Source organism: Kribbella sp. NPDC051586, from assembly GCF_044453965.1.
In the GTDB taxonomy this organism is placed as follows: domain Bacteria; phylum Actinomycetota; class Actinomycetes; order Propionibacteriales; family Kribbellaceae; genus Kribbella.
Genome location: NZ_JBITDF010000004.1, coordinates 810640 through 837453 on the forward strand (window position 1 = coordinate 810640; position 26814 = coordinate 837453).

The window sequence follows — 26814 nt, forward strand, 5'->3', positions numbered from 1 at the left end:
TGTGGACGGGCCGCACACCAGCAGGCTTGTCCCGGGCCGCCTCCTCAGCGACCGCCCGCTTGGCTCAGGGTCGGCTCGGGGAGAACCCCGAAACCCCGTCCGGCCCCGGCCGGACTCGGGGGGCCGTCAGGGTGCATCCCGATGTTCCGCGCCGGACCGGGGTGTGAGTATCGATGACATGGAGCAGAACCAGAGTGGACCCGGTGGGTTCGACCGCGACCGCCTGCAGAACCCGCAGACCTGGCGGCGCAGCAGGTCGGACCGCTGGGTCGCCGGTGTCTGCGGCGGCATCGGCCGCGCGCTGAACATCGACCCCGTGCTGATCCGCGTGGTGATGGCCGTACTGATCATCAGCGGCCCCGGGATCATCTTCTACATCGCCGCCTGGGTCCTGATGCCGGACGAGGGCAGCGACCGCTCCGCCGCGCAGGGTCTGCTCGGTGACCGGATCCGGCCCGACCACCCGTGGCTGTGGCCGGTCGTCATCGGGGCCTGCATCTTCGCCGCGATCGCGATGATGTCGTCGTTCGACTTCGGCCGGTTCGTGCCCGGGCCGCTGATCGTGCTCGCGGTGATCTGGGTGATCGCCAAGCAGCGCAAGAACGGCGGTCGCGGCCGCCGGAGCCAGCAGTGGACGGGCGGCCCGAACGCCAACTGGACCGGCCAGGGCACGAACTGGACCGGTCGCCCGCAGGACACCACGCCCCCGGCCGACGCCGGTCAGCAGACCACCACGGCGTACACGCCTCCCGAGGCGCCCCGGTACGACCCGTCAGCTCCCCCGACGGGTCCGTCGTCCTCGGCCACACAGCGACCCCAGGACCGCACCGTCGAACCGGTCCAGCCTGTGTGGACCGAGGACGACCCTCTCGGCCTGTACGTCGACGAGCCGGCCGGCGCCACCTCGCCGGTCGGCACCAAGCCCAGCGGACCGCCCGCCAAGGGCATGCGCGGGATCAAGTCGATCGTCGTCGTGCTGACGGGTCTCGCCATCGGCATCGCCGCGCTGGCGGGCGCCTCCACGGCGACGATGCTGGTGATCGGCCTGGCCACCCTCGGCGCGGGCATGCTGCTCGGCGGTTTCGTCGGCCGCACGCTGGCGCTGCTACCGCTGGGCATCCTGCTCGCGGTCGGCGCGGTGGCGAGCACGGTGTTCCCGAACGTGCCACGCAACTTCGCCGACACCAACTACGTCGCGCCCGCCAGCCAGACCATCACCGCGACCGGGACGAGCTACCAGTTCGACGCCGGGTCGGTGCACCTGGACCTGACCCAGGCGAAGTTCGGCCCGGGCGCGAAGGTCGACGTGCACGGCGGCGCCGGCGAAGTGATCGTCAAGCTGCCCCCGAACGTCGACGTGACCGGCAACCTGTCGGCCGAAATGGGAGACGTGGCCTTCCTCGACCAGAACCAGGACGGCCATAATGCCGAGCTGAACCTCAACGACCTCGGCACGGACGGCAAGGCCGGCCCGCAGCAGGTCACCCTGGACCTGGACGTCAGGCTGGGCAGTATCAAGGTGGAGCGCGGATGAGCCAGCAGCCACGAAAGACCAAGGCGGATGTGCCCGGCGTGGTGGCCGGGACCGTCCTGACCGGCGCCGCCACGATCTGGATGCTGACCGAGAACGGCGTCCTGCAGACCGACGACCTCGGCGTCACCAGCGCCCTGCTCCTGGTCACCGCGGGCCTGCTCGGCCTGGCCGCCTCCCACCGCAACTAATTCGATCGACGGCGCGTACGCCGTTGCCTAGGCTCACCGCCATGACCAGCCCGGAGGCCGACAGACCGTAACCACCGATGACTTGTTCCATCGATGGTTCACGGGAGTATTTCCATGCCTTTCGTGCTGTACCTGCTCGGCCTGGCCGTGTTCGCCCAGGCAACCTCTGAATTCATGCTCTCCGGGCTCGGCCCGGACATCGCCCAGGACCTGGGCGTCTCGATCCCGGCTGCAGGCTGGCTGACGTCCGCGTTCGCGCTCGGCATGATCGTCGGCGCCCCGGCGATCGCCCTCCTCGGCGCCCGCTGGCCTCGCCGACGGACGTTGCTGGTGACGCTGACCGTGTTCCTCGCGGTCCACGTGATCGGCGCGCTGACCACCAGCTTCACGGTTCTCCTCATCACCCGGGTCCTGGCCGCTCTGGCGAACGCGGGATTCCTGGCCATCGCACTCGCCACCGCGACCGGCCTGGTCCGTCCGGACGCCAAGGGTCGCGCGACGTCGGTCCTGCTCGGCGGTACGACGCTCGCGTGCATCGTCGGCGTACCGGCGGGCGCCCTGCTCGGCGCGCATCTCGGCTGGCGATCCGCGTTCTGGGCGGTGGCGATCATCTCGCTGCCGACGCTGATCGCGATCCGGCGTTCGGTCCCGGCCCGCGGCACCGGCCCGACCACGATCGGGCGGTTCCGGATCGGTCCGCGGCTCGGCGTAGTGCTGCTCCTCGGCGCCCTCGTCAACGGGGCGACGTTCTGCTCGTTCACGTACCTGGCGCCGGTGCTCACCGAGGTGACCGGTCTCGGCGTGGGCTGGGTGCCACCCATGCTCGCGGTCTTCGGGCTCGGCTCGTTCGCCGGCGTGACCGTCGCCGGCCGGTACGCCGATCGCGGCAGCCGGCTCCTCACACTGGTTGCCGGTGGCATCTTGCTGCTCGGATGGTGCGCGTTCGCGCTGACCGCCGCACACGTCGTACCGACCGTGGTTCTGGCCTTCCTGCAAGGCGCGCTGTCCTTCGCGGTCGGCTCGACGCTGATCGCGTACGCGCTGTACGCCGGGGCCGAGTCACCCGTCCTGACAGGTGGACTCGCCACCGCGGCGCTGAACGTCGGAGCCGCTGCCGGGCCCGTCCTCGGCGGGCTCGCGATCGGGGCGGCCGGGTACCGCGGGCCGCTGTGGGTCAGCGCAACGCTCGTGGGCACGGCGGTATGTGTGGCGGGCGGCTCGGTTAGGCTTGTTCACCGCGAGGGGCCTGGATAAGCGGTCCCGTGGTCGAGGAGTTCTGATGGTGCGCGGCACCGTGAAGTGGTTCAACGCCGACAAGGGCTACGGCTTTCTTGCCGTCGAGACCGGCGGCGACGGCAACGACGTCGACGACGTGTTCGTGCACTGGAGCAAGATCGTCTCCGACGGGTACAAGACCCTCGAGGACGGCCAGCCGGTCGAGTTCCAGATCGTCGACGGGCCGAAGGGCCGGGAAGCCGACGCCGTCACCCCGATCTGACCGGCGGTCCGGTCCGCCAACCGATAACCTGACGTCTCACCAGGTGAGGGGTTGAGACGTGACAGAGCCGGTACCCGTGATCCGCAAGCTCGAGCATGCGCTGGCCGACGACGACTTCGCCTGGTCCCTGCTGCTCGTCGGCGAGGATCAGACCGACAAGCTCGCGACCCTGACCGGCGATCTACGCGGCCCGTTCTCCGACTCCGGGGACGGCAAGCAGATCACCTCCGGCTTCTCGTACTGGGGCATCGGCCCGACCATCGCCTGGGCGAACGCCACCAACGACCCGTTCTACCTGGTCATGAAGGCGGGCGCGGAGTCGTTCCTGCGGCACTGGCGCAAGGTCCGCCCGCACGTCGAGAACGGCGGCTTCCACCTGGTCAGCCTCGGCGTCGGCACCGGCGTGAAGGACCGCACGATCCTCAGCGACATGCGCCGGCAGAACCGGGACATGTACTACATCCCGGTCGACATGAGCTCGGAGATGCTGCGGATGGGCACCCTGGAGCCCGTCCGCAGCGCCCGGTTCCCGGTGTCCCAGGTGCTGCCGGTGCAACTGGACTTTTCGATCACCGACAACATGGACGAGCTGGCGCAGATGCTGGCCCGGCTGGTCGGCGACGACCCGATCCTGTTCACCCTCACCGGCAACACGCTGGCCAACTTCGAGAGCGACGAGGAGCTGCTCAGCACTCTCACCCGGGTGCTGCGGCCGCAGGACCGGCTGCTGCTCGAGGTGGCCAGCACCACCCGGCTGGACCAGGCGTCGGCGGACGCGGCCGCCGACGAGTACCACCAGACCCGGGCGTTCGCGGAGTTCGTCACCAGCGCCCTGCGCTACAACACCGACCTCAAGATCAACAACGACCGGGTCAAGTTCATCGGCCAGGTCGAGGACGACGACGCGCTGCTGGTGAAGATCCTCTGGCAGAACGACACCGACGACGAGATCCGGATGGAGCTGCCGGACCACACCGAGGTCGTGCTGCCGATCGGCGACACGATCCGGCTCTATACCACCCGCAAGTACTCCACCAACCGGCTGAAGCGGCTCACCGAGGCCTGCCAGCTCACCCCGGTCGAGGCGATCCAGTCCCAGTTCCGGTACACCCGCCGTCCGAACCCGTTCGGCCTCGAGCTCCTGCTGCTCGCCCCGGAGGCGGCCGGCCAGACGGCGCACAGCCTCGCCGACGACATCTGGGCGACATGACCCGTCCGTTCTGGACGGCGTACCGGCGGACCGTCGTCAGCGTGGTGACGTACGGGCTGCTCGGGGTGGCGTTCGTGCTCGGCGTGATCTGGTTCTTCTGGCCGGAGAACTCGCACTGGGAGCCGGCCGTCAACTCACTCACTCTCGTCGCGGGGCTGACCGGGATCTTCGTCGAGCGCCTCACGGCGGAGGCGGAGCGGCGTACCGAAGTACTGCGGGCCGTCGTGGACGAGCTGCAGGAGAACACCAGGCTGCTCAACGACGACCGGTTCTCGCCGGACGCGCCGACCTCGCGGCAGGTGTATCCGCGGCTGGTCGTGTCCGCGGTCGACCTCGCGCTGGTGTCCGGCGCACTCGGACTGCGCCGGGACGCCGACCTGGTCGGACTGCTGCACCGCTGGCGGGACACCGTCCACCTGTTCAACCGCAGACTCGACCTGACCGAGATCAGCACCTTCTCGAACACGATCTCACCGGCCGAGCTGGCCGCCTTCCACCGCGCGCTGCACCGCGAGAACAGCTACTTCGCCGCCACTCGGGAGAAGCTGCAGCACCTGCTCGCGAACCTCCCGCCGGCTTAACGGCTGAGGCCGAAACCGGAGCTTCTGCTGCCAGAAGTGGCAAATTGCGGCGAAGCGTTGACTTCCCGATGCCGTCAGCGCTTCACTTTCGGACAGGACCGTAAATACGGCACCCCGGAGGCATCGCATGCGATCAGCCCGCTCGCTCATCGCGGTGGCACTCGCCGCCGTACTCGTCACCACTCTGACCACTCCCGCCGCCCAGGCCGGCCATCACCCGCCGACAGCCACCGTGACCTCGTTGGGCGTTCCGCTGTCCGACGTACTGCTGATCGGCGGCACCGTCGCACCCGGCCCGAACGGCAAGACCGCGATCTGGAACGTGTCCAGCGGCAGCCCGGCGTACCTGAACGCCATCGACCCGGCCACCGGCGACAGCCTGCTGTCCGCGGCGCTGCCCGGGGCCGACGGCAGCTACGCGGTCGCCGCCGCGCCGGACGGCACCATCTACGCCGGCACCTACAACAACGGCCACCTGTACCGGCTGAAGCCCGGCGCGACCACCGCGGAGGACCTCGGCCGGCCGCTCGCCTCCGAGACGTTCATCCTGCGGATCACCGTCGACGAGCAGGGCAACGTGTACGGCGGCACGTACCCGCACGGGAGGGTGTTCAGTTACGACCACCAGACCGGCGCGGTGCGCGACTACGGCACGATCAAGGCCGGCCAGGGCTATGTGAAGAGCATCGACTACGCGAACGGCAAGCTCTACACGGGCACCGAGCCGGACGCGTACTTCTCCGAGGTCGACGTGGCCACCGGCGCGGTCACCGAGATACCGGCGCCGCCCACGATGGGCGACCCGAAGGACAAGGTCGTGTACGACCTCAACGTCCGCGGCGGCCGTGTGTACACCCGGGTCAGCACCGCGTTCCCCGGCCCGATGTACGTCTGGGACATCGCGTCCAGGACCTGGGTCGACGAGATCCAGAACGAGCACGGCCTGGACATCTCGCCGATCGGCGCCGACGGCTCGCTCTACATGATCCAGGCGAGTGAGCTGAAGAAGTACGACCCGGCCACCAAGACCCTGACCGGGACCGGCCTGACCTTCACCGGCCGGATCCAGAACGCCCGCTCGATCGGGTACGCCGACCTCGACCTGCCCGACTACCCCGGGACCAGCGTCGTCGGCACCCTGTGGCGCGGCGAGGAGTTCCGGTACAACCCGCAGACCGGCAAGTCCGAGATCTTCCAGACCAAGGTACGGCGGGAGCCGATCGAGATCCTGTCCGTCGCCGGCGGCAAGAACAACATCTACGCCGGCGGCTTCCTCAACGGCGGCGTGTCCGTCGTCAACCCGGACACCGGCGCGACGACGTTCAACCGGTTCTCGCAGGTCGAGGCGCTGATGGAGGGCTCCGACGGGAAGGTCTGGATCGGCGCCTATCCGGAGGCCCGCCTCTACTCCTACGACACGTCGAAGCCGTGGAGCAGCCCGGAGTACTCCCCCGGCCCGCCCGGGACGCCGGACAACCCCGTGCAGGCGCTCAACCTCAAGCCGGACCTGTTCCAGACCCGCGCCCGGGCGCTGGCCGAGGTGAACGGCAAGATCGCGGTCGGCACCGTCCCGGACGGCGACCGGCTGGGCGGCGCACTGGTGATCTACGACCCGAAGACCGGTACGGCGGAGAAGTACCGCAACGTCGTACAGGACGAGTCGGTCTTCGGCCTGACCGCCAACTGCGGCATCGTGTACGGCGGCACGTCGATCGCCGGCGGGCTGACCACCACACCGCCGACCCGGGAGGCGGGCACAGTATTCGCGTGGGACGTGGCCAAGAAGAAGAAGCTCTGGGAGACCGTGCCGGTGCCCGGTGCGGCGACTGTGTCGTCGGTCACGATCGGCCCGGACGGCCTGCTCTGGGGCGTGGCCGGGAAGACGGTCTTCGCGGTGGCCCCGGACAGCGGCAAGCTGAAGAAGTCCTTCACGCTCGGTACGACGACCTCCAGCGGGGACATCGTGTCCACCCGGGAGGCGGTGTACGTGAGCATCGACCTGAACAAGATCTACCGGATCGAGCCCGGGAAGAAGGCGGTCCCGACGCTGTTCGTCGAGCACGCGCACCGGCGGCTCGGCGTCCGGGGAGACCACCAACTGCTGATGACGAGCGGTTCCGAGCTGTTCCGGATTGATATCAGCCGTTGACAGCGGAAATTCACCCCGGCTACTTTCGGTCCTGACCGTTATTCGGTGCAACTACTTCCGGCCCTGACTTCCGGACACCCTGGGGGTGCGATGATTTCCACCGTCCGCCGCATCGCGGCACCACTCACGGCGCTCGTTCTCGCCGCCGCGCTCAGTTCCTGCGGCGGAGGCGACTCGGGCTCCTCGGACTCGAAGAAGAGCGTCACGCTCTGGATGTACCCGGTGATCGCCGACCAGGCGGCCAGCGACGCCTACTGGAAGAAGGTCGAGACCGACTTCGAGGCGGCGAACTCCGGGATCGACCTGAAGCTGGAGATGCAGCCCTGGGCGAACCGCGAGGAGAAGGTCGCGGCGGCGTTCTCCGGCAAGAAGGGCCCGGACGTCCTGCTGATGATCCCGGACCAGATCCCGCAGTACGTCAAGAGCGGCTCGCTGGAGCCGATCGACGACGTGGTCGCGCCGGAGAAGGACAAATTCCTGCCGGCCGCGATCCCGGGGCTGAGCGTCGACGGCAAGGTGTACGGCGCACCGATCTACCACACCGTCACCTCGACGATGTACAACAAGGCGGTGCTGACCAAGGCCGGGATCAGCAAGCCGCCGGAGACCTGGGACGAGATCAAGGCGGCCGCGCCGAAGCTCAAGGCGGCCGGCTTCTCCACGCTGGACTACTCCGCCTCGCCGGCGGCGACGCTGAACCTGAACTTCTACCCGCTGCTGTGGCAGGCCGGCGGCAAGGTGTTCGCCGACGACGGGAAGTCCGTGACGTTCAACCAGGCTCCGGGCCTGGAGGCGCTGACCTTCCTGAAGTCGCTGTGGGACGAGGGCGCGATCCCGAAGACCGCGATCAACGCGGGCAACGTGGTTGCCGACTCGCCGTTCGGCAAGGGTCAGGTCGCGATGGCGATGACGAGCGTGCCGGCCGACGTCGCGACGGTGACCAAGACCTGGGGCGCGGCGAACGTCGAGATCGGCTCACCGCTGACCGGCAAGAAGCAGGTCGGGTTCGGGCTGCCGGGCGGCCTGGTGCTGAACGCCGCGTCGGAGAACGTCGACGCGTCGAAGAAGTTCCTGTCGTTCATGATGCAGGCGGCGCAGCTGGACCCGCTGAGCAAGGCGTCCGGGTTCTACTCGCCGCGGACCGACGCCAAGTCCGAGTCGACCGACCCGAACGCGGCCAAGTTCCGTGACGCCCTGCAGTACGCCGTACCGGGCGAGCCGAACGCGTCGGCGCGACAGGTGATGTCCTTCCTGAGCACCGAGATCCAGGCCGTCCTCACCGGCAAGAAGCAGCCGCAGCAGGCCCTCGACGACGCCGCCAAACAAGCCAACGACCTCCTGTCGAGACAGCGTTGACGGAGGCACGCCAGGTGCCGGGCACGGGTCGGGCGGGACCCGTGTCCGGTCGGCGCAGGTCGATCCGGCGGCCGTGGGTCGGCCTGCTGTTCGTCGCCCCGATGCTCGTGCTGTTCTTGTTGTTCCGGTTCTTGCCGGCCGTCGGAGCGTTCCTGCTCTCGCTGACCGACTACCGGCTCAGCGGCAAGTGGGACTTCATTGCCCTCGACAACTACACGCGCCTGTTGTCGGACGGCATCTTCCACGAAGCCCTGCTGGTCACCGTGACCTACACAGTGATCTTCGTACCGCTGACAGTCCTGCTCTCGCTCGGCACCGCCGTACTCCTGCATCAGGTGGTCTGGAAGCGCGGCTTCTTCCGCGGCGTCTTCTTCCTGCCGTACGTCACCAGCATCGTGCTCGCCGCGGTCATCTGGAAGTGGATCTACGACGCCCAGGACGGCCTGCTCAACGCTGTACTCGGGCTGGTGAACATCGGCCCGTTCGACTTCCTCAGCCAGTCCAGCACCGTCCTCCCGTCGATCGCCGTCACCTCGGCCTGGAAGGGCTTCGGGTACTCGATGCTGATCCTGCTCGCGGGCCTGCAGGCGGTCCCGAAGTCGTACCTCGAGGCCGCGATGATCGACGGCGCCGGCACCTGGCAGCGGTTCCGCTACGTGACGCTGCCGCAGCTCCGGCCGGTGCTGTTCTTCGTACTGGTGATCGAGACCATCGGGTCGTTCCAGGTCTTCGACGCGATGTACGTGATGACCGGCGGCGGCCCGGTGCGCTCCAGCTACTCGCTCGTCTACTTCCTGTACGACAGCGGTTTCAAGTACTTCGACTTCGGTTACGCCAGCGCGATCGGTCTGGTGCTGTTCCTGATCGTGCTGATCGTCTCGCTCGTACAGCGCCGGCTCGTCGGGAGGGACGACTGATGGTGAACGTGCTCGAACGCCCACCGGTCCGGGCGGTCAGCGAGTCCCCGGCGGCGGGCCGGCGTACGGCGGCCCGGTTGACGTTGCCGACGCTGCTCACGCTGACCGCGATCGTCACGATCGTGCCGTTCGCCGCGATGGTGCTCGTCGCGTTCGCACCGCCGAGCGGACGGACCTTCCCCGACGCGCTGAACCCGGCGAACTTCACCCTGCAGAACTTCTCGCGGGTGCTCTCCAGCTCGGATATCCCGCGGTGGACGGTGAACTCGCTGCTCTACTCGCTGATCTCGGTCGTCTGCGTACTGCTGTTCGCGTCGATGGCCGGGTACGCGTTCGCGAAGAAAAAGTTCCCGGGGCGGGAGATCATGTTCTGGGCGTTCCTCGCGACGCTGATGGTGCCGTTCCAGGCGACGCTGATCCCGTCGTACATCCTGGTCTCGCGGCTGGACTGGGTGGACAGCTACTGGGGCCTGATCGTCCCCACGCTGGCGAACTCGCAGGCCGTCTTCCTGATGCGCCAGTTCATCGGGCAACTCCCCGACGAGCTCTTCGAGGCCGCTGAGATCGACGGGGCGTCCGAGTGGCGCATCTTCACCACGATCGTCGTACCGCTGATCCGGCCGGTCCTGGCGACGCTCGGGATCTTCGTCTTCCTGTGGCACTGGAACGACTTCCTCTGGCCACTCGTCATCGGCCAGTCCGGCAAGATGCAGACCCTCACCGTCGGCCTGGCCACCCTCCAGACCCAAGCGGTCCCGATCAACCAGATCATGGCCGGCGCGACCATCACGGTGGTCCCCAGCCTGCTCGTCTTCGGCCTGCTGCAGCGCTACCTGACCGACTCGATAGCCATGTCGGGCCTGAAAGTCTGAGGGCTACTCGCGGTTGAGCATCTGACGTAGTTCGTCGCCGTGGACCGTCAGCGACCAGATGATGAGGACGTCGACGGCGATGGTGATCGTGGACCAGATCGGGTACGCCGCCAGGAACGCCATGTTGAGCAGGATGCTCGCGATCGCGACGATCACCCCGACGACGCGGCCCCAGACCCGGCCGTTGAGGAGGGCGATGCCGGCGATCAGGACCAAGACGGCGACGCCCAGGTGGATCCAGCCCCAGGTGTCGTAGGCGAGGTGGATCGTCAGGCGGGACGGGCGGACCAGGAAGTACGTGTCGTCGAAGATCGCCACGAAACCCTGGAACCCGTGGACCATCCCGAGCACGATCATCATCACCCCGGCGAACAGGGTCCAGCCGACCCAGCGGCTCGGCCACTCCGGGACCTCGACCTCTCCGGGCCGTCGATGGCTTCCGCCGGCGGCTTCCTCGGGCTCAGGCATGGCGCTCTCCTTAGCTCACGGCTTTGATCGCGGAGTTCAGCACCAGGAAGAACGCGATGGCCCAGAACACCACGTGGACGTCCATCCGCCCCGCTCCGTCCGCTCAGGCTACGACCGCAACCGCCCCGCGGGCTTCACCCTTCCCAACGGCCGGTCTGCGCCGCCGGCAGGACCGGCTCACCCTTGACGTACGACGCCCGCCGCCGCCTCCTCCAGGACGCGTGATGCCGCCGGGTGAACGGGCTCGTCCCGAACGGCGACTAGCCGATGAGCTCGCCGAAGGCTTCGATGGACTTGAGGGCATCGGATTGGGGCATGCCGGGCGGCTGGATGCGCAGGATGATGCCGTCGGCGCCCATCTGCTCGTAGTGGGCCAGGCGGTCGGCGCATTGGCTCGGGGAGCCGATCACGCTGCGGTCGACGATGTCGTCCCAGCCCTGGGTGTAGCGGCTGACGTCCGTCGAGGTGCGCTTCCAGCCGGTGTAGGCGTCGTACAGGTCCCGCAGGGGCTCCTCCAGCGCCGTGCGGGCGTCCTGCGACGTGGGAGCGCAGTACCCCTCCCGGCAGAGGATGACCTCCTGCCCCAGCGTCTCCGCGCCGCGCGGATACGACAGGTACTCCGCGATCTTCGCCGGAAGGTCCGCGTCCAGCTCGTTGAAGGACGTGGTCCACCCGTCGCACATGCGCGCAGTACGCTCCAGCACCGCGGACACCCGCCCGCCGTTCCACAACCGGGGCCGAGGCGACTGGACCGGGCGCGGCGACAGGTACGCGTCCTGGATGCTCGTGAACTTGCCGTCGTACGTGACCCCGTCGGACGTCCACAGCCGCGTCAGGATCTCCAGTCCCTCCTCGAACCGCGCCACCCGCTCGGACTGCGTCACGCCGTACAGCGCGAACTCTTCCGGCCGGTACCCGAGCACGAATCCGGCCGTCAGCCGCCCGCCCGACAGTACGTCGATGTGCGCCAGCGTCTCCGCGAGTACGACGGGGTCGTACAGCGGGGCCACGATCCCGGCCGTCGCGATCCCGATCCGCTCGGTGTGCGCGGCCAGCCACGTCATCGACGTGAGGATCTCGTGGTACCCGGGCCGGTGCAGGTGCCGTTCGCCGAGCACGACCCACTCGAAACCGGCCTGTTCGGCGAGCCGCGCCTGCTCGACCGCGTCGGCCAGTCGGGGCCGTTCGCCCGGGGTGCCGTAGAGGTTCAGATACAGACCCAGCCGCATCGGGGTGCCACCTTCCGTTGACAGAGAGCGCTCAGGGTATTTACGGTCTTGACCGTAAATGCTTTCCGCCGAGATTGCGACCCTAGGAGCCGGAATGAGTCTTGCAGCAGAACCGGCAGGGTTGGCGGCCGGGGCACCAGCGGCATCCGGCCCGGCCGGGACGGCGTCCCCGGCGTCCTCGGCGCCGATCAGCGCGATCAAGACCCGGGTGGTCAGCGCGCCGTACCGCCGCCCGTTCCAGATCAGCAGCGGGATCAGCACCGAGCTCGTCAGCCTGGTCGTCGAGGTGCACACCGCCGACGGAGCGGTCGGGATCGGCGAGACCTCACCGATGACCGCGTACACCGGCGAGACGCTGGCCGGCGTACAGGCCGCCATCGAGGAGCACCTCGCCCGGGCCCTGATCGGCCGCGACCCGCTCGACCGGGCCGGTGCGCACGTCGTGATGGACGGCGTACTGCGCGGCCAGCAGGTCGCCAAGTCGGGCCTCGACATCGCGCTCTACGACCTGGCCGGCCGGCTGAGCGGCTGGCCGGTGCACGCCATCCTCGGCGGCAGCGTCCGCGACCGCGTCCAGACCACGTGGGTCGTCGGCCTCGGCACGCTCGACGAGATGGCCGCCGAGGCAGCGGAGTACGCCGATCGCGGATTCACGCACCTGAAGGTCAAGGGCGGCCAGGACCCGGCCAAGGACCTCGAGCTGATCCGCGCGGTCCGCGCCGCGATCCCCGCCGACGCCGAGCTGTGCCTGGACGCCAACGAGGGGTACGACGCGACCACAGCCCTTCCGTACCTCGCCAAGATGAGCACAGCCGGTCTGACCCTGCTGGAGCAGCCCCTGCCGCGCTGGGACCTCGCTGGACTCGTGCGGCTGCGGGAGCGCCTCGACGTACGGGTGATGGTCGACGAGAGCATGCACTCGCTCCACGACGCCATGGAGATCGCACGGCGCGGTGCGGCCGACGTACTCAACATCAAGATCCTCAAGGTCGGCGGACTCCATCGCGCGCTGCAGATCGCGAACGTGGCCGAGGCCGCCGGGCTGGCGGTGAAGGTAGGCTCGATGCCAGAGCTGGGCGTGGCCACGCTGGCCGCAGTACACCTGGCCGCCGCCGTGCCGGGCGCAACCGTCGCGGCCGACCTGGTGGGGCCGTTGATGGTCGACGAGGACCCGCTGGCCCCGAGTGTGTTCGCCGACTGCGACGGCTGGATCGACGTACCGCAGGGGCCCGGTCTCGGGCACTCCGTCTGACGCTGTCTGAAAGGTCATGATGCATCCACTCGTCTCGCGACTGCGCGGCACGCTGCTCCCGGCGGTCGTGACTCCGATGGACTCCGACGGCGTCGTCGCGTACGACGCTTTAACCGCGTACGCCGGTGCGCTGACGACGCAGTCCGTCGGCGGGATCGCGGTGTGGGCCCACACCGGGCGCGGACTGTACCTGTCACCCGGTGACCGCGCGAAGGTGCTGGAGACGTGGCGGCAGTCCACCGACGTGCCGATCGTCGCAGGCGTGGGCGTACCTCGCTCTGCTGACGCTGACGGCTTGCAGGACGCGGCCGATGCCACTGTGGAGATGGCGCTGGCCGCCGCGGCGGGTGGGGCCGATGCAGTGATGGTCTACCCGCTGGCAGCGCTCGGCGATCTGCCGGACGGGGACGCACAGGCGGTGGCGTTGCACGAGCGGGTCGCGGCCGAGAGCGGGCTGCCGCTGGTCGGGTTCTATCTGCATGGCGAGGCCGGCGGGTACCCGTACTCGCCTTCGCTGATCCGCGAGCTGCTGGCGCTGGACGCGATGCTCGGAGTGAAGACGGCGACGCTGGACCGGGCGATCGGCTGCCAGGACGCGATCTGGGCCGGGCGTGACACCGGCAAGCTGCTGATCACCGGCGAGGACCGGATGTACGGGCCGTCGTTCATGTGGGGTGCGGACACGGCCCTCGTCGGGATCGCGTCGGCGCAGGTAGAGCTGTCAGCCGCCGTACTGCGGGCTTGGACGGCCGGGGACCACTCCGGCTTCCTGTCCGCGTCGGACCGGCTGGACCGGTTCGCGGCGGCCACGTTCTATGCGCCGATCGAGGGGTACGTGCAGCGGATGCTGTGGGCGGCCGAATGGGAGGGCCTGGTGCCGGCCGAGGCCGCGCACGATCCCTACGGCCCCGATCTGCCGCCGGGCGAGCGCGAACTGGTGATCCGCTGCCTCGAGGAGCTCCACGCCTAGCACGGGCAGTGGGGTGGCGCGCTCCCTCCTACGCTCCACCACACCGCTACCGCCTGCGGGCCGCTCAGGGGGTAGCGGCAATTGTGGTCTTGACCGAAACTAGGAGAGGTAGACCTGAACGTCAAGAGTCCAGGGCTCCGCTGCGCTATTCTGCGAGTTGAGGGCCAGACCAGAAGTCGTCGGAGGATGCCGTGAGGATCTGCTCAGCTTCGGGCCCGGTGACCTGATGGCGCTCACGGTCGGCGTCGTCGGACCGGAGGATCTGGTCCAGCGCGTGACCGCGGTCGGCGCACCGAGCGGGACCACCCTCCTCCCGCTCGCCTACCGGCACGAGACCGAGGCGGTCGAGCTGGTCTCGCAGGCGCACTCCGACGTCGACGCGTTCCTGTTCACCGGCGTCGTCCCGTACACGATCGCCACCGAGGCCGGGGTGATCGACCGGCCCGCGATGTACGTGTCGTACGACGGCGCGACGCTGCTGCGCGCACTTGTCGAGCTGCTGCGGCTCGGGCACAACGTCACGCAGTTCTCGATCGACACGCTGCGTCGGTCCGAGGTCATCGAGACCCTGATCGAGGCGAAGCTGCCGACCGAGCACATCCACGTCCTGCCGTACCGGCCCGGGCTGACGTCGGACGACATCGTCGAGTTCCACCGCACCGCGCGCGAGAAGCACGACACGAAGGTCGCGATCAGCTGCCTGGGTTCGGCGTTCCACCTGATCGAGAACGAGATGCCGTCGGTCCGGCTCGCACCGTCGCGGTATTCGATCCGCTCCACACTGCAGGCACTGATCCTCACCACCACCGGTCAGCACGTCGGCGACGCCCAGGTCGCGCTCGGGGTGATCGATCTACCCGAGCCCGACGAAGCGCTCGCCGCGGATCTCATCACGCTGGGCGGCAGCCTGGCCGCCCTGCCCGACGGCCGGCACCTGGTCGTCACCACGCGCGGGCTGCTGGAGCAGGCGACCGAGCAGTTCTCCCGGATGCCGCTGCTCGACCACCTCGCGGCGCGGCACAGCACGGCGTACGTCGGCTTCGGAGTCGGCCGCACCGCCGCGGAAGCCGAGGCCCTCGCCCGTCGAGCCGTCGGCCGCGCCGCGTCGATCGGTGCGGTCGCCGGTGTCGTCTCCATGTCCGACGACGTCGAGATCGTCATCGAACCCTCCGGCGAGCAACCCACCGCCGCCCGCGGCACCGAAAGCCTTCCCCTGCTCGCCCGCCGGGTAGGCCTCAACACCCAAACCCTCGCCCGCATGCGCGAACTCACCGCTACCCTCCCCGACGGCCTGACCACCCAAGACGTAGCCGACCACCTGGCCGTCCAACTCCGCACCGCCCGCCGAGTCCTCAAACGCCTCGAACGAGCCGGCCTGGCCGCCCCGACCGGCACCCAACAACACGGCCGAACAGGCCGCCCACCCACGGTCTACCTGATCCGCCTGTAGGCAATCCGCTTGCCCGGCTCTCGTCAGGCAACGCCCGGGGTGATGACCGTGATGCCTGCCGGAGTGCCGTTGGTCATAGCTGCAAGGGCGGCGGGGGTTTCGGCGAGGGTGATGGTGCGGGTGATGAGCTCGGCCGGCTGGAGGTTGCCGGAAGCAACTAATGCGAGCATTTCGGGGTAGGCGTGGGCGGGCATGCCGTGGCTGCCCAGCCAGGACAGTTCCTGGCCGATCAGGCGGCCCACGTCGAGCTGGACGCCGGACGGGAGCAGGCCGACCTGGACGTGGCGGCCTCGGGGGCGCAGGGACGAGAGGGCTTGCTGGACGATCTCGCTGGAGCCCAGGGCGTCGACGGTGACGTGAGCCCCGCCGAGATCGTGGATCTGGGCGGCGACCTGGTCCGAGGCCTGAAGGGTGTGCGTGGCGCCGTACTCGCGGGCCAACCCAAGCGCGGCCGGGTTGGTGTCGATCGCGACAACTGAAGCACCCAGAGCAGTAGCGATCATCACCGCGGACAGGCCAACCCCGCCGCACCCGAAGACGGCCACACGTTCGCCCCCGACAACCTGGCCGACCTGGTGAACGGCACGGAAGGACGTGGCGAACCGGCACCCCAATCCCGCGGCGGTGGCGAAGTCCATCTCGTCGGGAAGGCGGACGAGGTTCACCGACGCATACGGTACGGCGACGTACTCGGCGAACGAGCCCCAGTAGTTGAACCCAGGCTGGAGCTGGTTCGGACAGACCTGCTGGTTGCCCTCCAGGCACTGCTCACACTCGCCGCACGCGCAGATGAACGGGGTCGTCACCCGATCGCCGACCCGCCAGCCGGTCACCCCGGCACCGACCGCCGCGATCGTCCCGGCCAGCTCGTGGCCGGGGACGTGCGGCAGCACGATGTCGGGGTCGTGCCCCATCCACCCATGCCAGTCGCTGCGGCACAGGCCGGTCGCCTCGACCCGCAGGACGACCGCACCGGATGCCGGCTCAGGCTGCGGAACCTCCCGTACGACAGGCACGACGCCGTACTGCTCCACCACAACCGCGCGCATTACCGCAGCTTAATCAGCCGCCCGCGACCGCCGGGATGATCGAGACCTGGCCGCCGTCCTTGATCGAAGTCTGCAGGCCGTCGGCGAAGCGGACGTCGTCGTCGTCGACATACACGTTCACGAACCGGCGGAGCGCACCCGACTCGTCCAGGACGCGCCCCTTGATCCCGGGGTACGACGCGTCCAGCGAGTCGAGCACCTCGGTCAGCGTCGAGCCCTCCGCGGACACCTCGGACACGCCCTGGGTGTACGGACGCAGGATGGTCGGAACCCGAACGCTCACACTCACTGCAGGCCTGCCTTCACGAAGGCGTCGTACGACGCGGGGATGGTCACCTTGGGGCCGACCCGGTCGGCCACGGCGTCGAGCGTCTTCAGCCCGTCGCCGGAGTTGATGATGACGGTCTCGGCCTCGGGGTCGAGCCGGCCGGTCGCGATCAGCTTCTTCAGCGTCGCGACGGTCACCCCGCCCGCGGTCTCGGCGAAGACGCCCTCGGTCCGGGCCAGCAGCTGGATGCCCTCGACGACCTCTTCGTCGCTGACGTCCTCGATCGCGCCACCGGTCCGGCGGGCGACATCCAGGACGTACGGCCCGTCGGCCGGGTTGCCGATCGCCAGCGACTTCGCGATGGTGTCCGGCTTGACCGGCTTGACCACGTCGTGGCCGTCACGGAACGCCTGCGCCACCGGCGAGCAGCCGGTCGCCTGCGCGCCGTACACCTTGTAGTCGGTGGCGTCGACGAGCCCGAGCTTGCCGAGCTCGGTGAAGCCCTTGTCGATCTTGGTGAGCTGCGAACCGGACGCGACCGGGATCACGATCTGCTGCGGCAGCCGCCAGCCGAGCTGCTCGGCGATCTCGAAGGCCAGCGTCTTGGAGCCCTCGGAGTAGTACGGCCGGACGTTGACGTTGACGAAGGCCCAGCCCTCCTCCTCGCCGGCGATCTCGGAGGCCAGCTTGTTCACGTCGTCGTAGTTGCCGTCGACCGCGACCAGCGTCCCGCCGTACACGGCGGTGGTGATGATCTTCGGCCGCTCCAGGTCCTTGGGGATGAACACGACCGAGCGGATCCCGGCCCGGGCGGCGGCCGCGGCGACGGCGTTGGCCAGGTTGCCGGTGGAGGGGCAGGCGAAGACCTTCATACCCAGCTCGCGGGTCGCGCTCAGCGCGGAGGCCACGACGCGGTCCTTGAAGGAGTGCGTCGGGTTCCCGGAGTCGTCCTTCACCCACAGCTTGCGGAGGCCGAGCTCACGGGCCAGGTTGCGGGCGTCGATGAGCCGCGTGTACCCCGGCTCGGTGTTCGGGTAGCTGGCCACGTCGACCGGGACGGGCAGCAGCGGCTGGTAGCGCCAGATGTTCTTCGGACCGGCCTCGATCTGCGCCCGGGTGATGGTCGGGTAGTCGTACCCGACCTCGAGCGGACCGAAGCACTCCATACAGGCGTAGAACGGGCCGAGCGGCGACTTCGCCCCACAGGCGCGACAGCTCAGGTGCGTACCGTTGCCGAAGGCACCTTCACGGATCGTGTGGGTGGCGGTCAGGCTCATGAGTGAGGTTCCCCTCTCATCTTCCCCGGGAGCCGGATCTCGGCGCGGGACGGATTTGGCACCGTTCCCTCGCTTTCGGCCCGGACGGGCGTACGGCGGGGAGGGTTGCCGGGACGTCAACGGGCCGTTTCCCTCAGTCCCTCTGGATGAGCTGCCCCCGAGATTACCCAATCGGGTCCATATTGTGTCTTGTGATCCCACCATCCGAGACGGTCGATCTCAGTTGCGGAGCGCTCAGGCGGCCCGGTCCCGGCGTACGTCGAGCATCCGCATCAGGGGCGTCGCGGCGACGCCGTGGACCACCACACTCAGCACGACGGTGAAGCCGACGGTCGCCCACAACCACGGTAGGTCGGCGCCGAAATCGGCACCGGCGTACGCCAGGTAGAACACCGATCCGACGCCGCGGATACCGAACGCGGCAGTCACCCAGCGCTCGGAGCGACGCAGCGGCGTACCGGCCAAGGCGACCCAGGCGGTCAGGGGACGGATCACCAGCACCAGCAGGACGCCCAGCGCGGCACCGGCGACGGTCAGCGGCCGGAGCAGCCCGGCGGTGATCGCGGATCCGAGGAGCAGCAGGATCCCCCAGGTCAGGATGTGTTCGAGCTGCTCGACGAACCCGTGCAGGTCCTCGTGGAAGTCGTGATGCCGCTCGGCCGCGCGGAGCGTCAGTGCGGCGATGAACACGGCGACGAACCCGTACCCGTGCAGCACCTGGGCGAGCCCGTAGACGCCCAGCGTCATCGCTAGCGCCAGCACGGGTTCACGCGAGTCGGCCAGGCGGAAGGTGCGCGACGGCGCGGAGAAGGCCATCTTGCCGAGCAGCCAGCCGACGCCAAGGCCGACGAGCACGCCGATCACGGTCCGCCCGACCAGATCCCAGGCGAACCATTCGAGCGCCCAGCCGCCCACCGCACCCTTGGTGGCCCCGAACACCGCCGCATAGACGAAAGGAAAGGCCAGGCCGTCGTTCAGGCCGGCTTCCGAGGTCAGCGCGAAGCGGACCTCGTCGTCCTCCTCCGGCTCGGCCTCCGCACCGGTCGACGGCCCCTGTACCTGTACGTCCGAGGCGAGGACCGGATCGGTCGGCGCGAGGACGGCGCCGAGCAGCAGGGCGGTCGCCGGAGCCAGGCCGAGCAGCCAGCCCGCACCGGCGACGGCGGCGATACAAGCGGGCATTCCGACCAGCAGGAGCCGCCAGGTCACCTTCCACCGGTGCCACCCGATCGGGCGGTCGATCGCCAGGCCGACGCCCATCAGGGCGACCAGGATCGTCAGCTCGGCGAGGTGCTCGGTCAGGCCGGACTCGACGATCGGGCTGAGGTGGGACTGGTCGACCGCGAGTCCGAGGAGCAGGCCGGCGCCGAGGAAGCCGATCGGCGCGGACACGGCGTACCGGCGGAGCAGGCGGGGCAGAACGGCGCCGAGCAGCAGCGCCAGGCCCGCCACGAGATACAGGCCGTCCCCGTTGATGGTCATGGTGGGAACCCAGTGCCCGGGCTAGCGCAGCCGATGCGTCGCGCCCGGAGTGTGGGTAGGCAGCGCCATGCGCGGGCCGTACCGGGGATGACCGATGCCGGCCAGCTCCAACAGCCGTTGCACCCGGAAGCGATGGCCGCGGTACGGCTCGATCAGCTCCGCACAGCCGTCGTCGTCCAGCTCCTCGCCGATCAAGGCGTACGAAACGTTCCGCGACACGTGGTAGTCCGCGAACGAGAACGCATCCGCGTCCCCATGAGCCCGCTGCCGTACTTCGGCCGCCGTCCACACCCCGACCCCCGGAAGGGATCGCAGCCGTTGCTCGATCTCTGCCCCGTCCGTCAGCTCCAGCGTCCGCTCGAGCGCCTTCGCCCGGGAAGCCGCCGTCAGCACGACCCGCGACCGCCGGTTCTCGACTCCGGCCCGCAAGAACTGCCACGACGGGATCAGCCGCCACTCCTCCGGCGCCGGTGGCACCATCATCACCCGGTTGCCCTGCTGATGCGGCCCCGGCGCGGGCTCGCCGTACTCACGCAGCAGCAACCGCCACGCCCGGAACGCCTCCTTGCCGGTCACCACCTGCTCAATCCCCGCCGCCGCGAGCGCCTCGAACACCGCCCGCGTCCGCGGCACGCGCACATGCGGGAACCGTCGCGCCGCATCCACCAACGCCCGATGCTCCGGCAGTGGCTCGAACCCGTCCCAGCTGTCGCGATCCCCCAGCAACTCCGGCACCCCGTCGAGCGCCCACCCGGCCCCAGCTCCCCACGCCTCGGCCTCCACACCGCCGGCGTGCGGCGTCAACCGCAACAGCACCGGCCCGTCCGGCGTCCGGGTAGCCCGCCAGACCGTCCGCCGCGCCGCATCGAACACGTACGCCGGATCGCCCGGCCCCTTGCGCAGCCCACCGATCACCGAATGCGGATCCACCACCCGCCCCGCGCGCCAGACCCGCACCACCGAACTCACGCGCCAAGTCTTACCCACCCCACCGACAACTAGCGGACCGGCCTCGGCGCTGTTGCCAACCTCTCAGGCATCCAGGGATACGGATCGACCAACTGATCTCGGGTGGAGAGGACCTCCTGAACAACCTCGGCGAGCCGATCGCCCATCACGTAGTGCCGGCCCTTCGTCTCGCCGACCGCACGGAACAGCTCCAGGTCAGTCAGCCGGGCAAGGTCGCGGGACGCGGTCCGCTCCTCGATCCCGGCACGGCGCACGTAGGTCGCTCGACGCATGCGGAATCCCAAGGACGCGTCGAACAGCTCGTCGGCGACGCGATCGGCCAGGCCGTGCTTCTCGATCAGCTCGTCGAACGCCAGCCACAGCCGGCCGGCTTCGCGATACCGGCGCCGTACCGTCTGCGCCTGAATGTGATGTGCGCGCAGATTGAACTTCAGCCAGAGCGCCGCCGATCGGTCGGGATGCCATGCCCCGGCGCCGGTGGCTGCCAGCACCCGGTAGTACTCCTCGGTGTTGCCGCCCAGCCACTCCTCGATGCTGGAGAACGCAGGCTCACCGATACCGCCGCGCGACAGCACGAGGGTCTGGAGGGCGCGGGCCATCCGGCCGTTCCCGTCGCGGAACGGGTGGATCATGACCAGGTTCAGGTGGGCCATCGCCGCTTGGACCAGCGGATCGGTTGAGGTGTCGGCCGCCAGATCGTCCATCAGTTCGGCGACAAGCGCAGGGACGTCCTCGGCCGGCGGACCTTGATAGACGTTCTCACCTGTTGCCTCGTCATGCACGTAGACCACACCGGGCCGGTAGCTCCCCGGGCTCTTCGACAGGTCGTGGCTGAGCATCATGAAATGCATCCCGCGAACGGCCGAGACATCGAGCCTGAAGTCCGCATCCTTGGCCATTGCCAGCACATAACCGAGCGCCTGCCGGTACCCGCGGATCTCGGCGAACGTACGCTCGTCGGCACTCAGTGCTTCCTCGTCGTCCAGCGCAGCCGCGGCGTCGTCGAGCTTGACGTCGTACCCCTCGATGCTGTTCGACCCCTGGATCGCCCGCGCCAGCATGCTCCGCCGCAGGCCGCCCGCCCATCGCCGGGGCACACGCAGTACGTCGGTCAGCTCGGACCGGAACGCGTGAATCTGCTCGAGAACCTGTCGGTCCTCGACGTCCGGCTCCGGTGTACTGAAAGTAGTCATCGACCCCATGTCCTAATGTCGCAATTCTTAGGACATCTTACTGCGATGTCCTGATGATTGCGACATCGAGACAAACGCGGCCCGCACGCCGATACTGAGCCCCATGACCGGCTGGCAGAGGGTGAAGCTTGTGGGGAATTTCCTCAACTTGTCGACCCTCGCCGGCGTTCTCGTCGGCGTGCTGGGGCGTGCCAGATTCACCCGCGGCCCGCGCGGCCTGTTCTTCGCCAACGGCTACAAGCTCGGCTTCCCGGTCGCGGGCGCGTTCACGATCGGGAACGTCATCCTGAGCAAGCACGACCGTTCCTACTTCGACGACCCGGCTCTCGTGCGGCACGAGGAGCGGCACTCCTGGCAGTACTTCTGCCTGATCGGCCTGCCGATGCTGCCGCTGTACGTCGTCGGCGTGGTGATCTCGTTCCTGCTGACCGGCGATCCGGCGTCGCGGAACCCGTTCGAGCGGCTCGCCAACCTGAAGGAGGGCGGGTACGTCGAACGGCCGATCCAGCCGCTCGGCAAGACCGTCACGCAGGCGTTCAGCGTGCTGAGATCGCGTCCGAAAGGGCCGTGAGGACGGTGACCACGCCGCTGGGATCGTCGACGACGATGTCCGCGGCCTCGATCAGCTCGGTCGCGTTCGACGACCGCGTCGCCAGCAGTACCGCGTTCAGCCCGCTCCCGCGCTGCTCGTTGATCGCCTGGAATGCGGCGAGGTCGCCCAGGTCGTCCCCGGCGTACAGGATCGACCGGGCCCCGGCCGACTCGATCAGGCTGCGGATCGCGACGCCCTTGTCGATACCCGGCGGTCGTAGTTCGAGGACGAGGTTGCCCGGCTCCAGCCGCAACTCGGTCTCCTCGGCCAGCGCGGTCATCGGGCCCTTGAGCAGGTTGAACGCCCCAGCAGGATCGTCCAGCCGACGCGTGTGCACAGCCAGCGAGCTGGCCTTGTCCTCCACGAACGCATCCGGCACGCCGGCCTCGCTCAGCAGACCCGGCAGGCGATCCCGAGCCGTCGAGACCCCCGCCGGCACCGGGGCGGTCGTCACCTTGCCGGTCGTCGCGTCCCACCGCTCCAGCCCGTAGTGGCCGAGCACCACGAGCCTGCCCAGTCCGGGGTGAGCGGTGACGCCGGACAGCTCCGTGGCCACCAGGGCGGGGCGCCCGGTCACGATCGCCACCTGGCCGACCGAGCGGGCCAGCCGCGCCAGCGCGTCCAGCGCACCCTCGACCGGCCGGGCCCGTGCCGGGTCCTCGACGAGCGGCGAGAGCACACCGTCGAAGTCGGTCGAGATCACTGCGGTGGCCGGATCGGCGACGATGGCTTCCCAGCCTGCGCGTCCGGAGTCGGTCTGGATGACCGGAGTACTCATCCGGCGTAGTCCGAGGTGAGGATCACGGTCAGGCGATCCTTCTTCATGTTGTCCAGGGCGCCCTTGCTCCGGCCGACGCCGATGTCGTGGGCGAGCTGGTTCGCGGCTTCGAGCATGCCGGGCGGGTAGTACACGGTGCTTTCGGCGACCTTGCCGTGCCAGTTGTCCGGCGAGCCGGCCACCGTCCACCCGGCCTGCCGGGCGCGGCCCGCGACCTCGTCGGCCAGGCCCTTGCGCGGCGTGTTGTTGTACACCTCGATCGCCGGCCGCTCCTCCACCGGAATGGTCACCGGCTGGGTCCCGGGCGGCTGCGTGGGTTGCGACGTCGGCTCGGTGGGCGCGGTCGACGACGGTGCGCTCGTCGGCGCCTTCGACGGCGTGACCTCCGGCGGCGTCGTGGTCTGCGTCGAGGGCCGCGGGATGCTCGCTGCGACCGTGGAAGGGCCCTCCGACGGTTTGACCGACGGTTTGGCCGGCGGCTTGGTGCTCGGCTTCGACGCCGCGCCGTTCGGCTCGTCGGCCTTGTCGTCGTGCCCGCGTGTCCCGAACAGCACCAGCAGGCCGGCGACGATCGCGACGACGGCAGCCACCGCGACGAGGGAAGACAGCACTTGACCCCGGTCGCCACGTGGGCGGGACATGGTCAGACCTCGATGCCCAGTCGGCGTGCGGAGCGGGCGCGCTGGCGGGCGGCACGGAGGCGGCGCAGGCGCTTGACCAGCAGCGGGTCGTGCGCGAGGGCCTCGGGCCGGTCGATGAGTGCGTTCAGAACCTGGTAGTACCGGGTCGCCGACATCTGGAACTGATCCCGGATCGCCTGCTCCTTGGCACCGGCGTACTTCCACCAGTGCCGCTCGAACGCGAGGATGGCTCCGTCCCGTTCGGAGAGCCCGGCAACGGCCGGCTGCGCAGCTTCGGCGGGGCCGGAAGAGCTGGCGTTGGCGCTGTCCATCTGCTGGTAACTCCTGTGCGGTCGGTGATCGTCCGTCCGCGCTCCACTGTACGTGTTGAACAACAGCGATGTCATTCACCCGTGACACGACACGGAGCGTGTCGTACGGGGACGGCCGGGTGTCACCAACTCTGGCAGGATCAGCGGAGTGAGCTCAACTCTTTCCGACCGGGGCGGTGGGGCGGGCAAGGAATTCAAGTCAGTGGCGCTGGTGGACGAGCTGCAGACCCGGATTCGTGAGGTGGACCCGCTGGTCAACGCCATCTGCACGCCCAACCCCGCCGCTCTCACCGAAGCCGCCCGCCTCGACACCGAGCGTGACGAGGGGCGTGTCCGTGGCCCGCTGCACGGCGTACCGGTCCTGGTCAAGGACAACATCGACACCGCCGACCTGCCGACCACAGCCGGCTCGCTGGCCCTGGCCGACCAGCCACCGCCGCCGGACGACGCCCCGCTGGTACGGCGGCTCCGCGAGGCCGGCTGCGTGATCCTGGGCAAGACCAACCTGAGCGAGTGGGCCAACTTCCGCGGCGCGGCGTCCTCCTCCGGCTGGAGCGCGTACGGCGGCCTGACCCGCAACCCGTACGCCCTGAACCGCTCCGCGGGCGGCTCCTCGTCCGGTTCCGGCGCCGCGGTCGCCGCCGGGCTGGCGGACTACGCGATCGGCACCGAGACCAACGGCTCGATCGTCTGCCCGGCCGCACTGAACGGCATCGTCGGCCTGAAGCCCACCGTGGGCCTGATCCCACAGCAGGGCATCGTCCCGATCTCGCACTCGCAGGACACCGCCGGTCCGATGACCAGGACCGTCACCCAGGCGGCAGCACTGCTGACGGTCCTCACCGGCGGGCAGATCGATTACACCGAGCACTGTCGCGGCACAGACCTCAGCAACGTGCGCATCGGCGTACCGCGGGGTCCGCTGTGGGGCTATTCGACCGGACTCGACCAGGCCACCGAACACGCGCTGGAGATCCTCAGCCGCTGCGGGGCCACTCTGGTCGACCACCTGTCCCTGCCGACGCCCGGTGGCGACGAGGACCAGCTGCAGGTGCTGGCGCATGAGCTGAAGGTCGACCTGGCCGCGTACCTGGCCACCCGCGCTCCCGGCGGCCCGCGCACGCTGGACGACCTGATTGCCTTCAATAAGGAGCATGCAGACCAGGAGCTGCAGTGGTTCGGGCAGGAGCTGTTCGAACGGGCCGCGACCACGGAGGGCCTCAGCTCCCCGGTGTACGTCGCCGCGCGCCTGACCGCGCTCCGCGCCGGCCGGGACGGTATCGACGACCTCCTCCGCGACAACCAGCTCGACGCGCTGGTCAGTCCGTCGTACTCCCCGGCCTGGGCCATCGACCTGGTCAACGGCGACCACGTCCTCGGCGGCTCGTCCTCGCACGCCGCCCTGGCCGGCTATCCGCTGCTCTCGATGCCGTCCGGGATGGTCTCCGGACTGCCGGTCGGGCTCACGTTCAGCGGTACCGCGCGGAGTGAGGTCACGCTCATTCGCTTGGCTCACGCGTTCGAAACCGCGAGAATCGCAGCAGACGGACCGTTCCCGACCCCGGAGTTAACCCAGTGGGTATAGACCGTGTCAGATGGGGCATCGTTGCTACTGGCAACATCTCGACCCAGTTCACGCACGATCTGGGGCTGCTCCCCGACGACGCCGTCGCCACGGCGGTCGCGTCCAGGTCCCAGGACAGCGCGAACCGTTTCGCCGCCGAGTTCGGCATTCCGGGCGCGTACGACGACTACCGCAAGCTGATCGACTCCGGCGACGTCGACGTCATCTACATCGGTACGCCGCATCCGCAGCACTACGCGATCGCGCGGACCGCGTTGCAGGCCGGTGTCGCCGTGCTGTGTGAGAAGCCGGTCACACTGACGGCGAAGCAGGCGCGGGATCTGGTCGCGGTCGCGGCCGAGCACAAGACGCTGTTCGCCGAGGCGATGTGGATGCGGACCAACCCGGTGATCGAGGCCGTCTTCGAGGACCTCGCCGGCGGCGTGATCGGCGAGCCGCAGCAGGTCGTTGCGGACTTCGCGTTCCACAAACCGTCCCTGCCGTCGCGGCTGCTCGACCCGGCACTCGGCGGCGGCTCGCTGATGGACGGCGGCATCTACCCGATGACGTTCGCCTATCTGGCACTGGGCCGTCCGGCCGAGCTGAAGGCCGTCGGCTCGCTCAACGAAGACGGCGTCGACCTGAACGTCGCCATGGCCTGGCGGTACGACTCCGGCGCGGTCGCGGCGCTCACCTGCGGTCTGCGTTCGCAGAACCCGTGGGTCGCCTCGATCAGCGGTCCGGAGGGCAGTCTGCAGCTGCCGCACCGCTTCCACCACCCCGAGTACTACGTGCGTACGACCGCTGCCGGAGCGGAGCGGATCGACGTACCGACGCATGGGCGTGGGTACCACTACGAGGCAAGCGCGGTGATGGATGCGCTGCGTGCGGGGGCGATCGAAGTAGCTGCGTTGCCCCACGCCGCCACCCTCGAGATTCTCGACCTGCTCGACGAGACCCGGAGACAGATCGGGGTCCGCTACCCCGGTGACGACGACGACCTGAGTGGATGACGC

The 26814-nt window shown here is 69.2% G+C and carries 27 protein-coding genes and 1 riboswitch; of the genes, 16 read left to right on the top strand and 11 right to left on the bottom strand.

Translation table 11 applies throughout. The features are described from left to right. The first annotated feature begins 163 nt into the window (after positions 1-163). The 10 genes from ACIA58_RS30735 (at position 164) to ACIA58_RS30780 (ending at position 10305) form a co-directional block, all read left to right on the top strand. Positions 164-1534: a PspC domain-containing protein gene (locus tag ACIA58_RS30735; RefSeq protein WP_396407298.1), complete on the top strand. Its 1371-nt coding sequence runs from the start codon at positions 164-166 to the stop codon at positions 1532-1534. Beyond that, positions 1531-1722: a hypothetical protein gene (locus ACIA58_RS30740; protein ID WP_396407299.1), complete on the top strand. Its 192-nt coding sequence runs from the start codon at positions 1531-1533 to the stop codon at positions 1720-1722. Before ACIA58_RS30735 ends, ACIA58_RS30740 begins: the two co-directional genes overlap by 4 nt. 114 nt (positions 1723-1836) lie before the next feature. Then, on the top strand, positions 1837-2976 hold the full coding sequence (locus ACIA58_RS30745; protein WP_396407300.1) for a Cmx/CmrA family chloramphenicol efflux MFS transporter: 1140 nt from the start codon (positions 1837-1839) through the stop codon (positions 2974-2976). 25 nt (positions 2977-3001) lie between these two features. Then, positions 3002-3220, top strand: a complete 219-nt coding sequence (locus tag ACIA58_RS30750) for a cold-shock protein (RefSeq protein WP_396407301.1) — start codon at positions 3002-3004, stop codon at positions 3218-3220. A 58-nt stretch (positions 3221-3278) separates the two neighbouring features. Next, positions 3279-4430 carry an L-histidine N(alpha)-methyltransferase gene (locus ACIA58_RS30755; RefSeq protein WP_396407302.1) on the top strand — a complete coding sequence of 384 codons (1152 nt, stop codon included), beginning with the start codon at positions 3279-3281 and terminating at the stop codon, positions 4428-4430. Beyond that, entirely contained in the window at positions 4427-5011 is a 585-nt protein-coding gene (locus ACIA58_RS30760; protein WP_396407303.1) for a hypothetical protein, read from the top strand. The genes ACIA58_RS30755 and ACIA58_RS30760 overlap by 4 nt, the downstream gene beginning before the upstream one ends. 127 nt (positions 5012-5138) lie before the next feature. After that, a complete protein-coding gene (locus ACIA58_RS30765; protein ID WP_396407304.1) occupies positions 5139-7160 on the top strand; it encodes a hypothetical protein in 2022 nt (673 codons plus the stop codon). Between the two features lie 90 nt (positions 7161-7250). Continuing rightward, on the top strand, positions 7251-8516 hold the full coding sequence (locus ACIA58_RS30770; RefSeq protein ID WP_396407305.1) for an extracellular solute-binding protein: 1266 nt from the start codon (positions 7251-7253) through the stop codon (positions 8514-8516). 41 nt (positions 8517-8557) lie between these two features. Then, positions 8558-9433 (top strand): carbohydrate ABC transporter permease, encoded by an 876-nt coding sequence (locus tag ACIA58_RS30775; protein ID WP_396407306.1) that lies wholly within the window; start codon positions 8558-8560, stop codon positions 9431-9433. Beyond that, the gene (locus tag ACIA58_RS30780; protein ID WP_396407307.1) at positions 9433-10305 is read left to right on the top strand and encodes a carbohydrate ABC transporter permease; all 873 of its coding nucleotides are present in this window, start codon (positions 9433-9435) and stop codon (positions 10303-10305) included. Before ACIA58_RS30775 ends, ACIA58_RS30780 begins: the two co-directional genes overlap by 1 nt. Before the next feature lie 3 nt (positions 10306-10308). Here ACIA58_RS30780 and ACIA58_RS30785 read toward each other — a convergent pair whose 3' ends face one another. Then, on the bottom strand, positions 10309-10773 hold the full coding sequence (locus ACIA58_RS30785; protein WP_396407308.1) for a hypothetical protein: 465 nt from the start codon (positions 10771-10773) through the stop codon (positions 10309-10311). A gap of 260 nt (positions 10774-11033) precedes the next feature. Continuing rightward, positions 11034-12002 carry an LLM class flavin-dependent oxidoreductase gene (locus ACIA58_RS30790; RefSeq protein WP_396407309.1) on the bottom strand — a complete coding sequence of 323 codons (969 nt, stop codon included), beginning with the start codon at positions 12000-12002 and terminating at the stop codon, positions 11034-11036. 94 nt (positions 12003-12096) lie between these two features. Between ACIA58_RS30790 and ACIA58_RS30795 the strand changes: the two genes are divergently transcribed. The 3 genes from ACIA58_RS30795 (at position 12097) to ACIA58_RS30805 (ending at position 15674) form a co-directional block, all read left to right on the top strand. Then, a complete protein-coding gene (locus ACIA58_RS30795) occupies positions 12097-13254 on the top strand; it encodes a mandelate racemase/muconate lactonizing enzyme family protein (RefSeq protein ID WP_396407310.1) in 1158 nt (385 codons plus the stop codon). Positions 13255-13270: 16 nt separating this feature from the next. Then, positions 13271-14224, top strand: coding sequence for a dihydrodipicolinate synthase family protein (locus ACIA58_RS30800; RefSeq protein WP_396407311.1), 954 nt, complete (start codon positions 13271-13273; stop codon positions 14222-14224). 226 nt (positions 14225-14450) lie between these two features. Beyond that, positions 14451-15674 carry a hypothetical protein gene (locus ACIA58_RS30805; protein WP_396407312.1) on the top strand — a complete coding sequence of 408 codons (1224 nt, stop codon included), beginning with the start codon at positions 14451-14453 and terminating at the stop codon, positions 15672-15674. A gap of 23 nt (positions 15675-15697) precedes the next feature. Here the strand turns inward: ACIA58_RS30805 and ACIA58_RS30810 are convergent, their stop codons facing one another. From ACIA58_RS30810 to ACIA58_RS30835, 6 genes are all read right to left on the bottom strand, one after another. Then, on the bottom strand, positions 15698-16723 hold the full coding sequence (locus ACIA58_RS30810) for a zinc-dependent alcohol dehydrogenase family protein (protein ID WP_396407313.1): 1026 nt from the start codon (positions 16721-16723) through the stop codon (positions 15698-15700). Positions 16724-16736: 13 nt separating this feature from the next. Beyond that, positions 16737-17012 carry a ubiquitin-like small modifier protein 1 gene (locus tag ACIA58_RS30815; RefSeq protein ID WP_396407314.1) on the bottom strand — a complete coding sequence of 92 codons (276 nt, stop codon included), beginning with the start codon at positions 17010-17012 and terminating at the stop codon, positions 16737-16739. Then, positions 17009-18268: a threonine synthase gene (gene thrC / locus ACIA58_RS30820; RefSeq protein WP_396407315.1), complete on the bottom strand. Its 1260-nt coding sequence runs from the start codon at positions 18266-18268 to the stop codon at positions 17009-17011. The genes ACIA58_RS30815 and thrC overlap by 4 nt, the downstream gene beginning before the upstream one ends. Before the next feature lie 13 nt (positions 18269-18281). Further along, positions 18282-18421: riboswitch (SAM riboswitch) on the bottom strand. Positions 18422-18502: 81 nt separating this feature from the next. Next, a complete protein-coding gene (locus ACIA58_RS30825) occupies positions 18503-19750 on the bottom strand; it encodes a cation:proton antiporter (protein WP_396407316.1) in 1248 nt (415 codons plus the stop codon). A 21-nt stretch (positions 19751-19771) separates the two neighbouring features. Further along, positions 19772-20719 carry a DNA-3-methyladenine glycosylase family protein gene (locus tag ACIA58_RS30830; protein WP_396407317.1) on the bottom strand — a complete coding sequence of 316 codons (948 nt, stop codon included), beginning with the start codon at positions 20717-20719 and terminating at the stop codon, positions 19772-19774. A 29-nt stretch (positions 20720-20748) separates the two neighbouring features. Then, positions 20749-21912, bottom strand: a complete 1164-nt coding sequence (locus tag ACIA58_RS30835) for a Fic family protein (RefSeq protein WP_396407318.1) — start codon at positions 21910-21912, stop codon at positions 20749-20751. A 103-nt stretch (positions 21913-22015) separates the two neighbouring features. Here ACIA58_RS30835 and ACIA58_RS30840 point away from each other — a divergent pair, with 103 nt between their 5' ends. Then, positions 22016-22483, top strand: a complete 468-nt coding sequence (locus ACIA58_RS30840) for a hypothetical protein (protein ID WP_396407319.1) — start codon at positions 22016-22018, stop codon at positions 22481-22483. Here ACIA58_RS30840 and otsB read toward each other — a convergent pair. From otsB to ACIA58_RS30855, 3 genes are read right to left on the bottom strand one after another with little or no spacing between them, the layout of a single operon-like run. After that, the gene (gene otsB, locus ACIA58_RS30845; RefSeq protein ID WP_396407320.1) at positions 22449-23282 is read right to left on the bottom strand and encodes a trehalose-phosphatase; all 834 of its coding nucleotides are present in this window, start codon (positions 23280-23282) and stop codon (positions 22449-22451) included. The genes ACIA58_RS30840 and otsB overlap by 35 nt on opposite strands. Beyond that, complete coding sequence (locus ACIA58_RS30850; RefSeq protein ID WP_396407321.1) at positions 23279-23923, bottom strand: LytR C-terminal domain-containing protein; 645 nt, start codon at positions 23921-23923, stop codon at positions 23279-23281. The genes otsB and ACIA58_RS30850 overlap by 4 nt, the downstream gene beginning before the upstream one ends. 2 nt (positions 23924-23925) lie before the next feature. Then, positions 23926-24234 carry a DUF3263 domain-containing protein gene (locus ACIA58_RS30855; protein WP_350849296.1) on the bottom strand — a complete coding sequence of 103 codons (309 nt, stop codon included), beginning with the start codon at positions 24232-24234 and terminating at the stop codon, positions 23926-23928. 148 nt (positions 24235-24382) lie between these two features. Here ACIA58_RS30855 and ACIA58_RS30860 point away from each other — a divergent pair, with 148 nt between their 5' ends. Both ACIA58_RS30860 and ACIA58_RS30865 read left to right on the top strand, forming a co-directional pair. Next, a complete protein-coding gene (locus tag ACIA58_RS30860) occupies positions 24383-25819 on the top strand; it encodes an amidase (protein ID WP_396407322.1) in 1437 nt (478 codons plus the stop codon). Next, positions 25810-26811, top strand: a complete 1002-nt coding sequence (locus tag ACIA58_RS30865) for a Gfo/Idh/MocA family protein (RefSeq protein WP_396407323.1) — start codon at positions 25810-25812, stop codon at positions 26809-26811. The genes ACIA58_RS30860 and ACIA58_RS30865 overlap by 10 nt, the downstream gene beginning before the upstream one ends. Positions 26812-26814 lie beyond the last annotated feature (3 nt).

Bases quoted from the DNA above. Each gene is read 5' to 3' on its own strand.
- ACIA58_RS30805 (WP_396407312.1), top strand. From the start codon at position 14,451: ATGGCGCTCACGGTCGGCGTCGTCGGACCGGAGGATCTGGTCCAGCGC.
- ACIA58_RS30765 (WP_396407304.1), top strand. From the start codon at position 5,139: ATGCGATCAGCCCGCTCGCTCATCGCGGTGGCACTCGCCGCCGTACTC.
- ACIA58_RS30760 (WP_396407303.1), top strand. From the start codon at position 4,427: ATGACCCGTCCGTTCTGGACGGCGTACCGGCGGACCGTCGTCAGCGTG.
- ACIA58_RS30790 (WP_396407309.1), bottom strand. From the start codon at position 12,002: ATGCGGCTGGGTCTGTATCTGAACCTCTACGGCACCCCGGGCGAACGG.
- ACIA58_RS30840 (WP_396407319.1), top strand. From the start codon at position 22,016: ATGACCGGCTGGCAGAGGGTGAAGCTTGTGGGGAATTTCCTCAACTTG.
- ACIA58_RS30800 (WP_396407311.1), top strand. From the start codon at position 13,271: ATGATGCATCCACTCGTCTCGCGACTGCGCGGCACGCTGCTCCCGGCG.
- ACIA58_RS30825 (WP_396407316.1), bottom strand. From the start codon at position 19,750: ATGACCATCAACGGGGACGGCCTGTATCTCGTGGCGGGCCTGGCGCTG.
- otsB (WP_396407320.1), bottom strand. From the start codon at position 23,282: ATGAGTACTCCGGTCATCCAGACCGACTCCGGACGCGCAGGCTGGGAA.
- ACIA58_RS30740 (WP_396407299.1), top strand. From the start codon at position 1,531: ATGAGCCAGCAGCCACGAAAGACCAAGGCGGATGTGCCCGGCGTGGTG.
- ACIA58_RS30785 (WP_396407308.1), bottom strand. From the start codon at position 10,773: ATGCCTGAGCCCGAGGAAGCCGCCGGCGGAAGCCATCGACGGCCCGGA.
- ACIA58_RS30750 (WP_396407301.1), top strand. From the start codon at position 3,002: ATGGTGCGCGGCACCGTGAAGTGGTTCAACGCCGACAAGGGCTACGGC.
- ACIA58_RS30850 (WP_396407321.1), bottom strand. From the start codon at position 23,923: ATGTCCCGCCCACGTGGCGACCGGGGTCAAGTGCTGTCTTCCCTCGTC.
- thrC (WP_396407315.1), bottom strand. From the start codon at position 18,268: ATGAGCCTGACCGCCACCCACACGATCCGTGAAGGTGCCTTCGGCAAC.
- ACIA58_RS30795 (WP_396407310.1), top strand. From the start codon at position 12,097: ATGAGTCTTGCAGCAGAACCGGCAGGGTTGGCGGCCGGGGCACCAGCG.
- ACIA58_RS30835 (WP_396407318.1), bottom strand. From the start codon at position 21,912: ATGACTACTTTCAGTACACCGGAGCCGGACGTCGAGGACCGACAGGTT.
- ACIA58_RS30855 (WP_350849296.1), bottom strand. From the start codon at position 24,234: ATGGACAGCGCCAACGCCAGCTCTTCCGGCCCCGCCGAAGCTGCGCAG.
- ACIA58_RS30770 (WP_396407305.1), top strand. From the start codon at position 7,251: ATGATTTCCACCGTCCGCCGCATCGCGGCACCACTCACGGCGCTCGTT.
- ACIA58_RS30780 (WP_396407307.1), top strand. From the start codon at position 9,433: ATGGTGAACGTGCTCGAACGCCCACCGGTCCGGGCGGTCAGCGAGTCC.
- ACIA58_RS30810 (WP_396407313.1), bottom strand. From the start codon at position 16,723: ATGCGCGCGGTTGTGGTGGAGCAGTACGGCGTCGTGCCTGTCGTACGG.
- ACIA58_RS30745 (WP_396407300.1), top strand. From the start codon at position 1,837: ATGCCTTTCGTGCTGTACCTGCTCGGCCTGGCCGTGTTCGCCCAGGCA.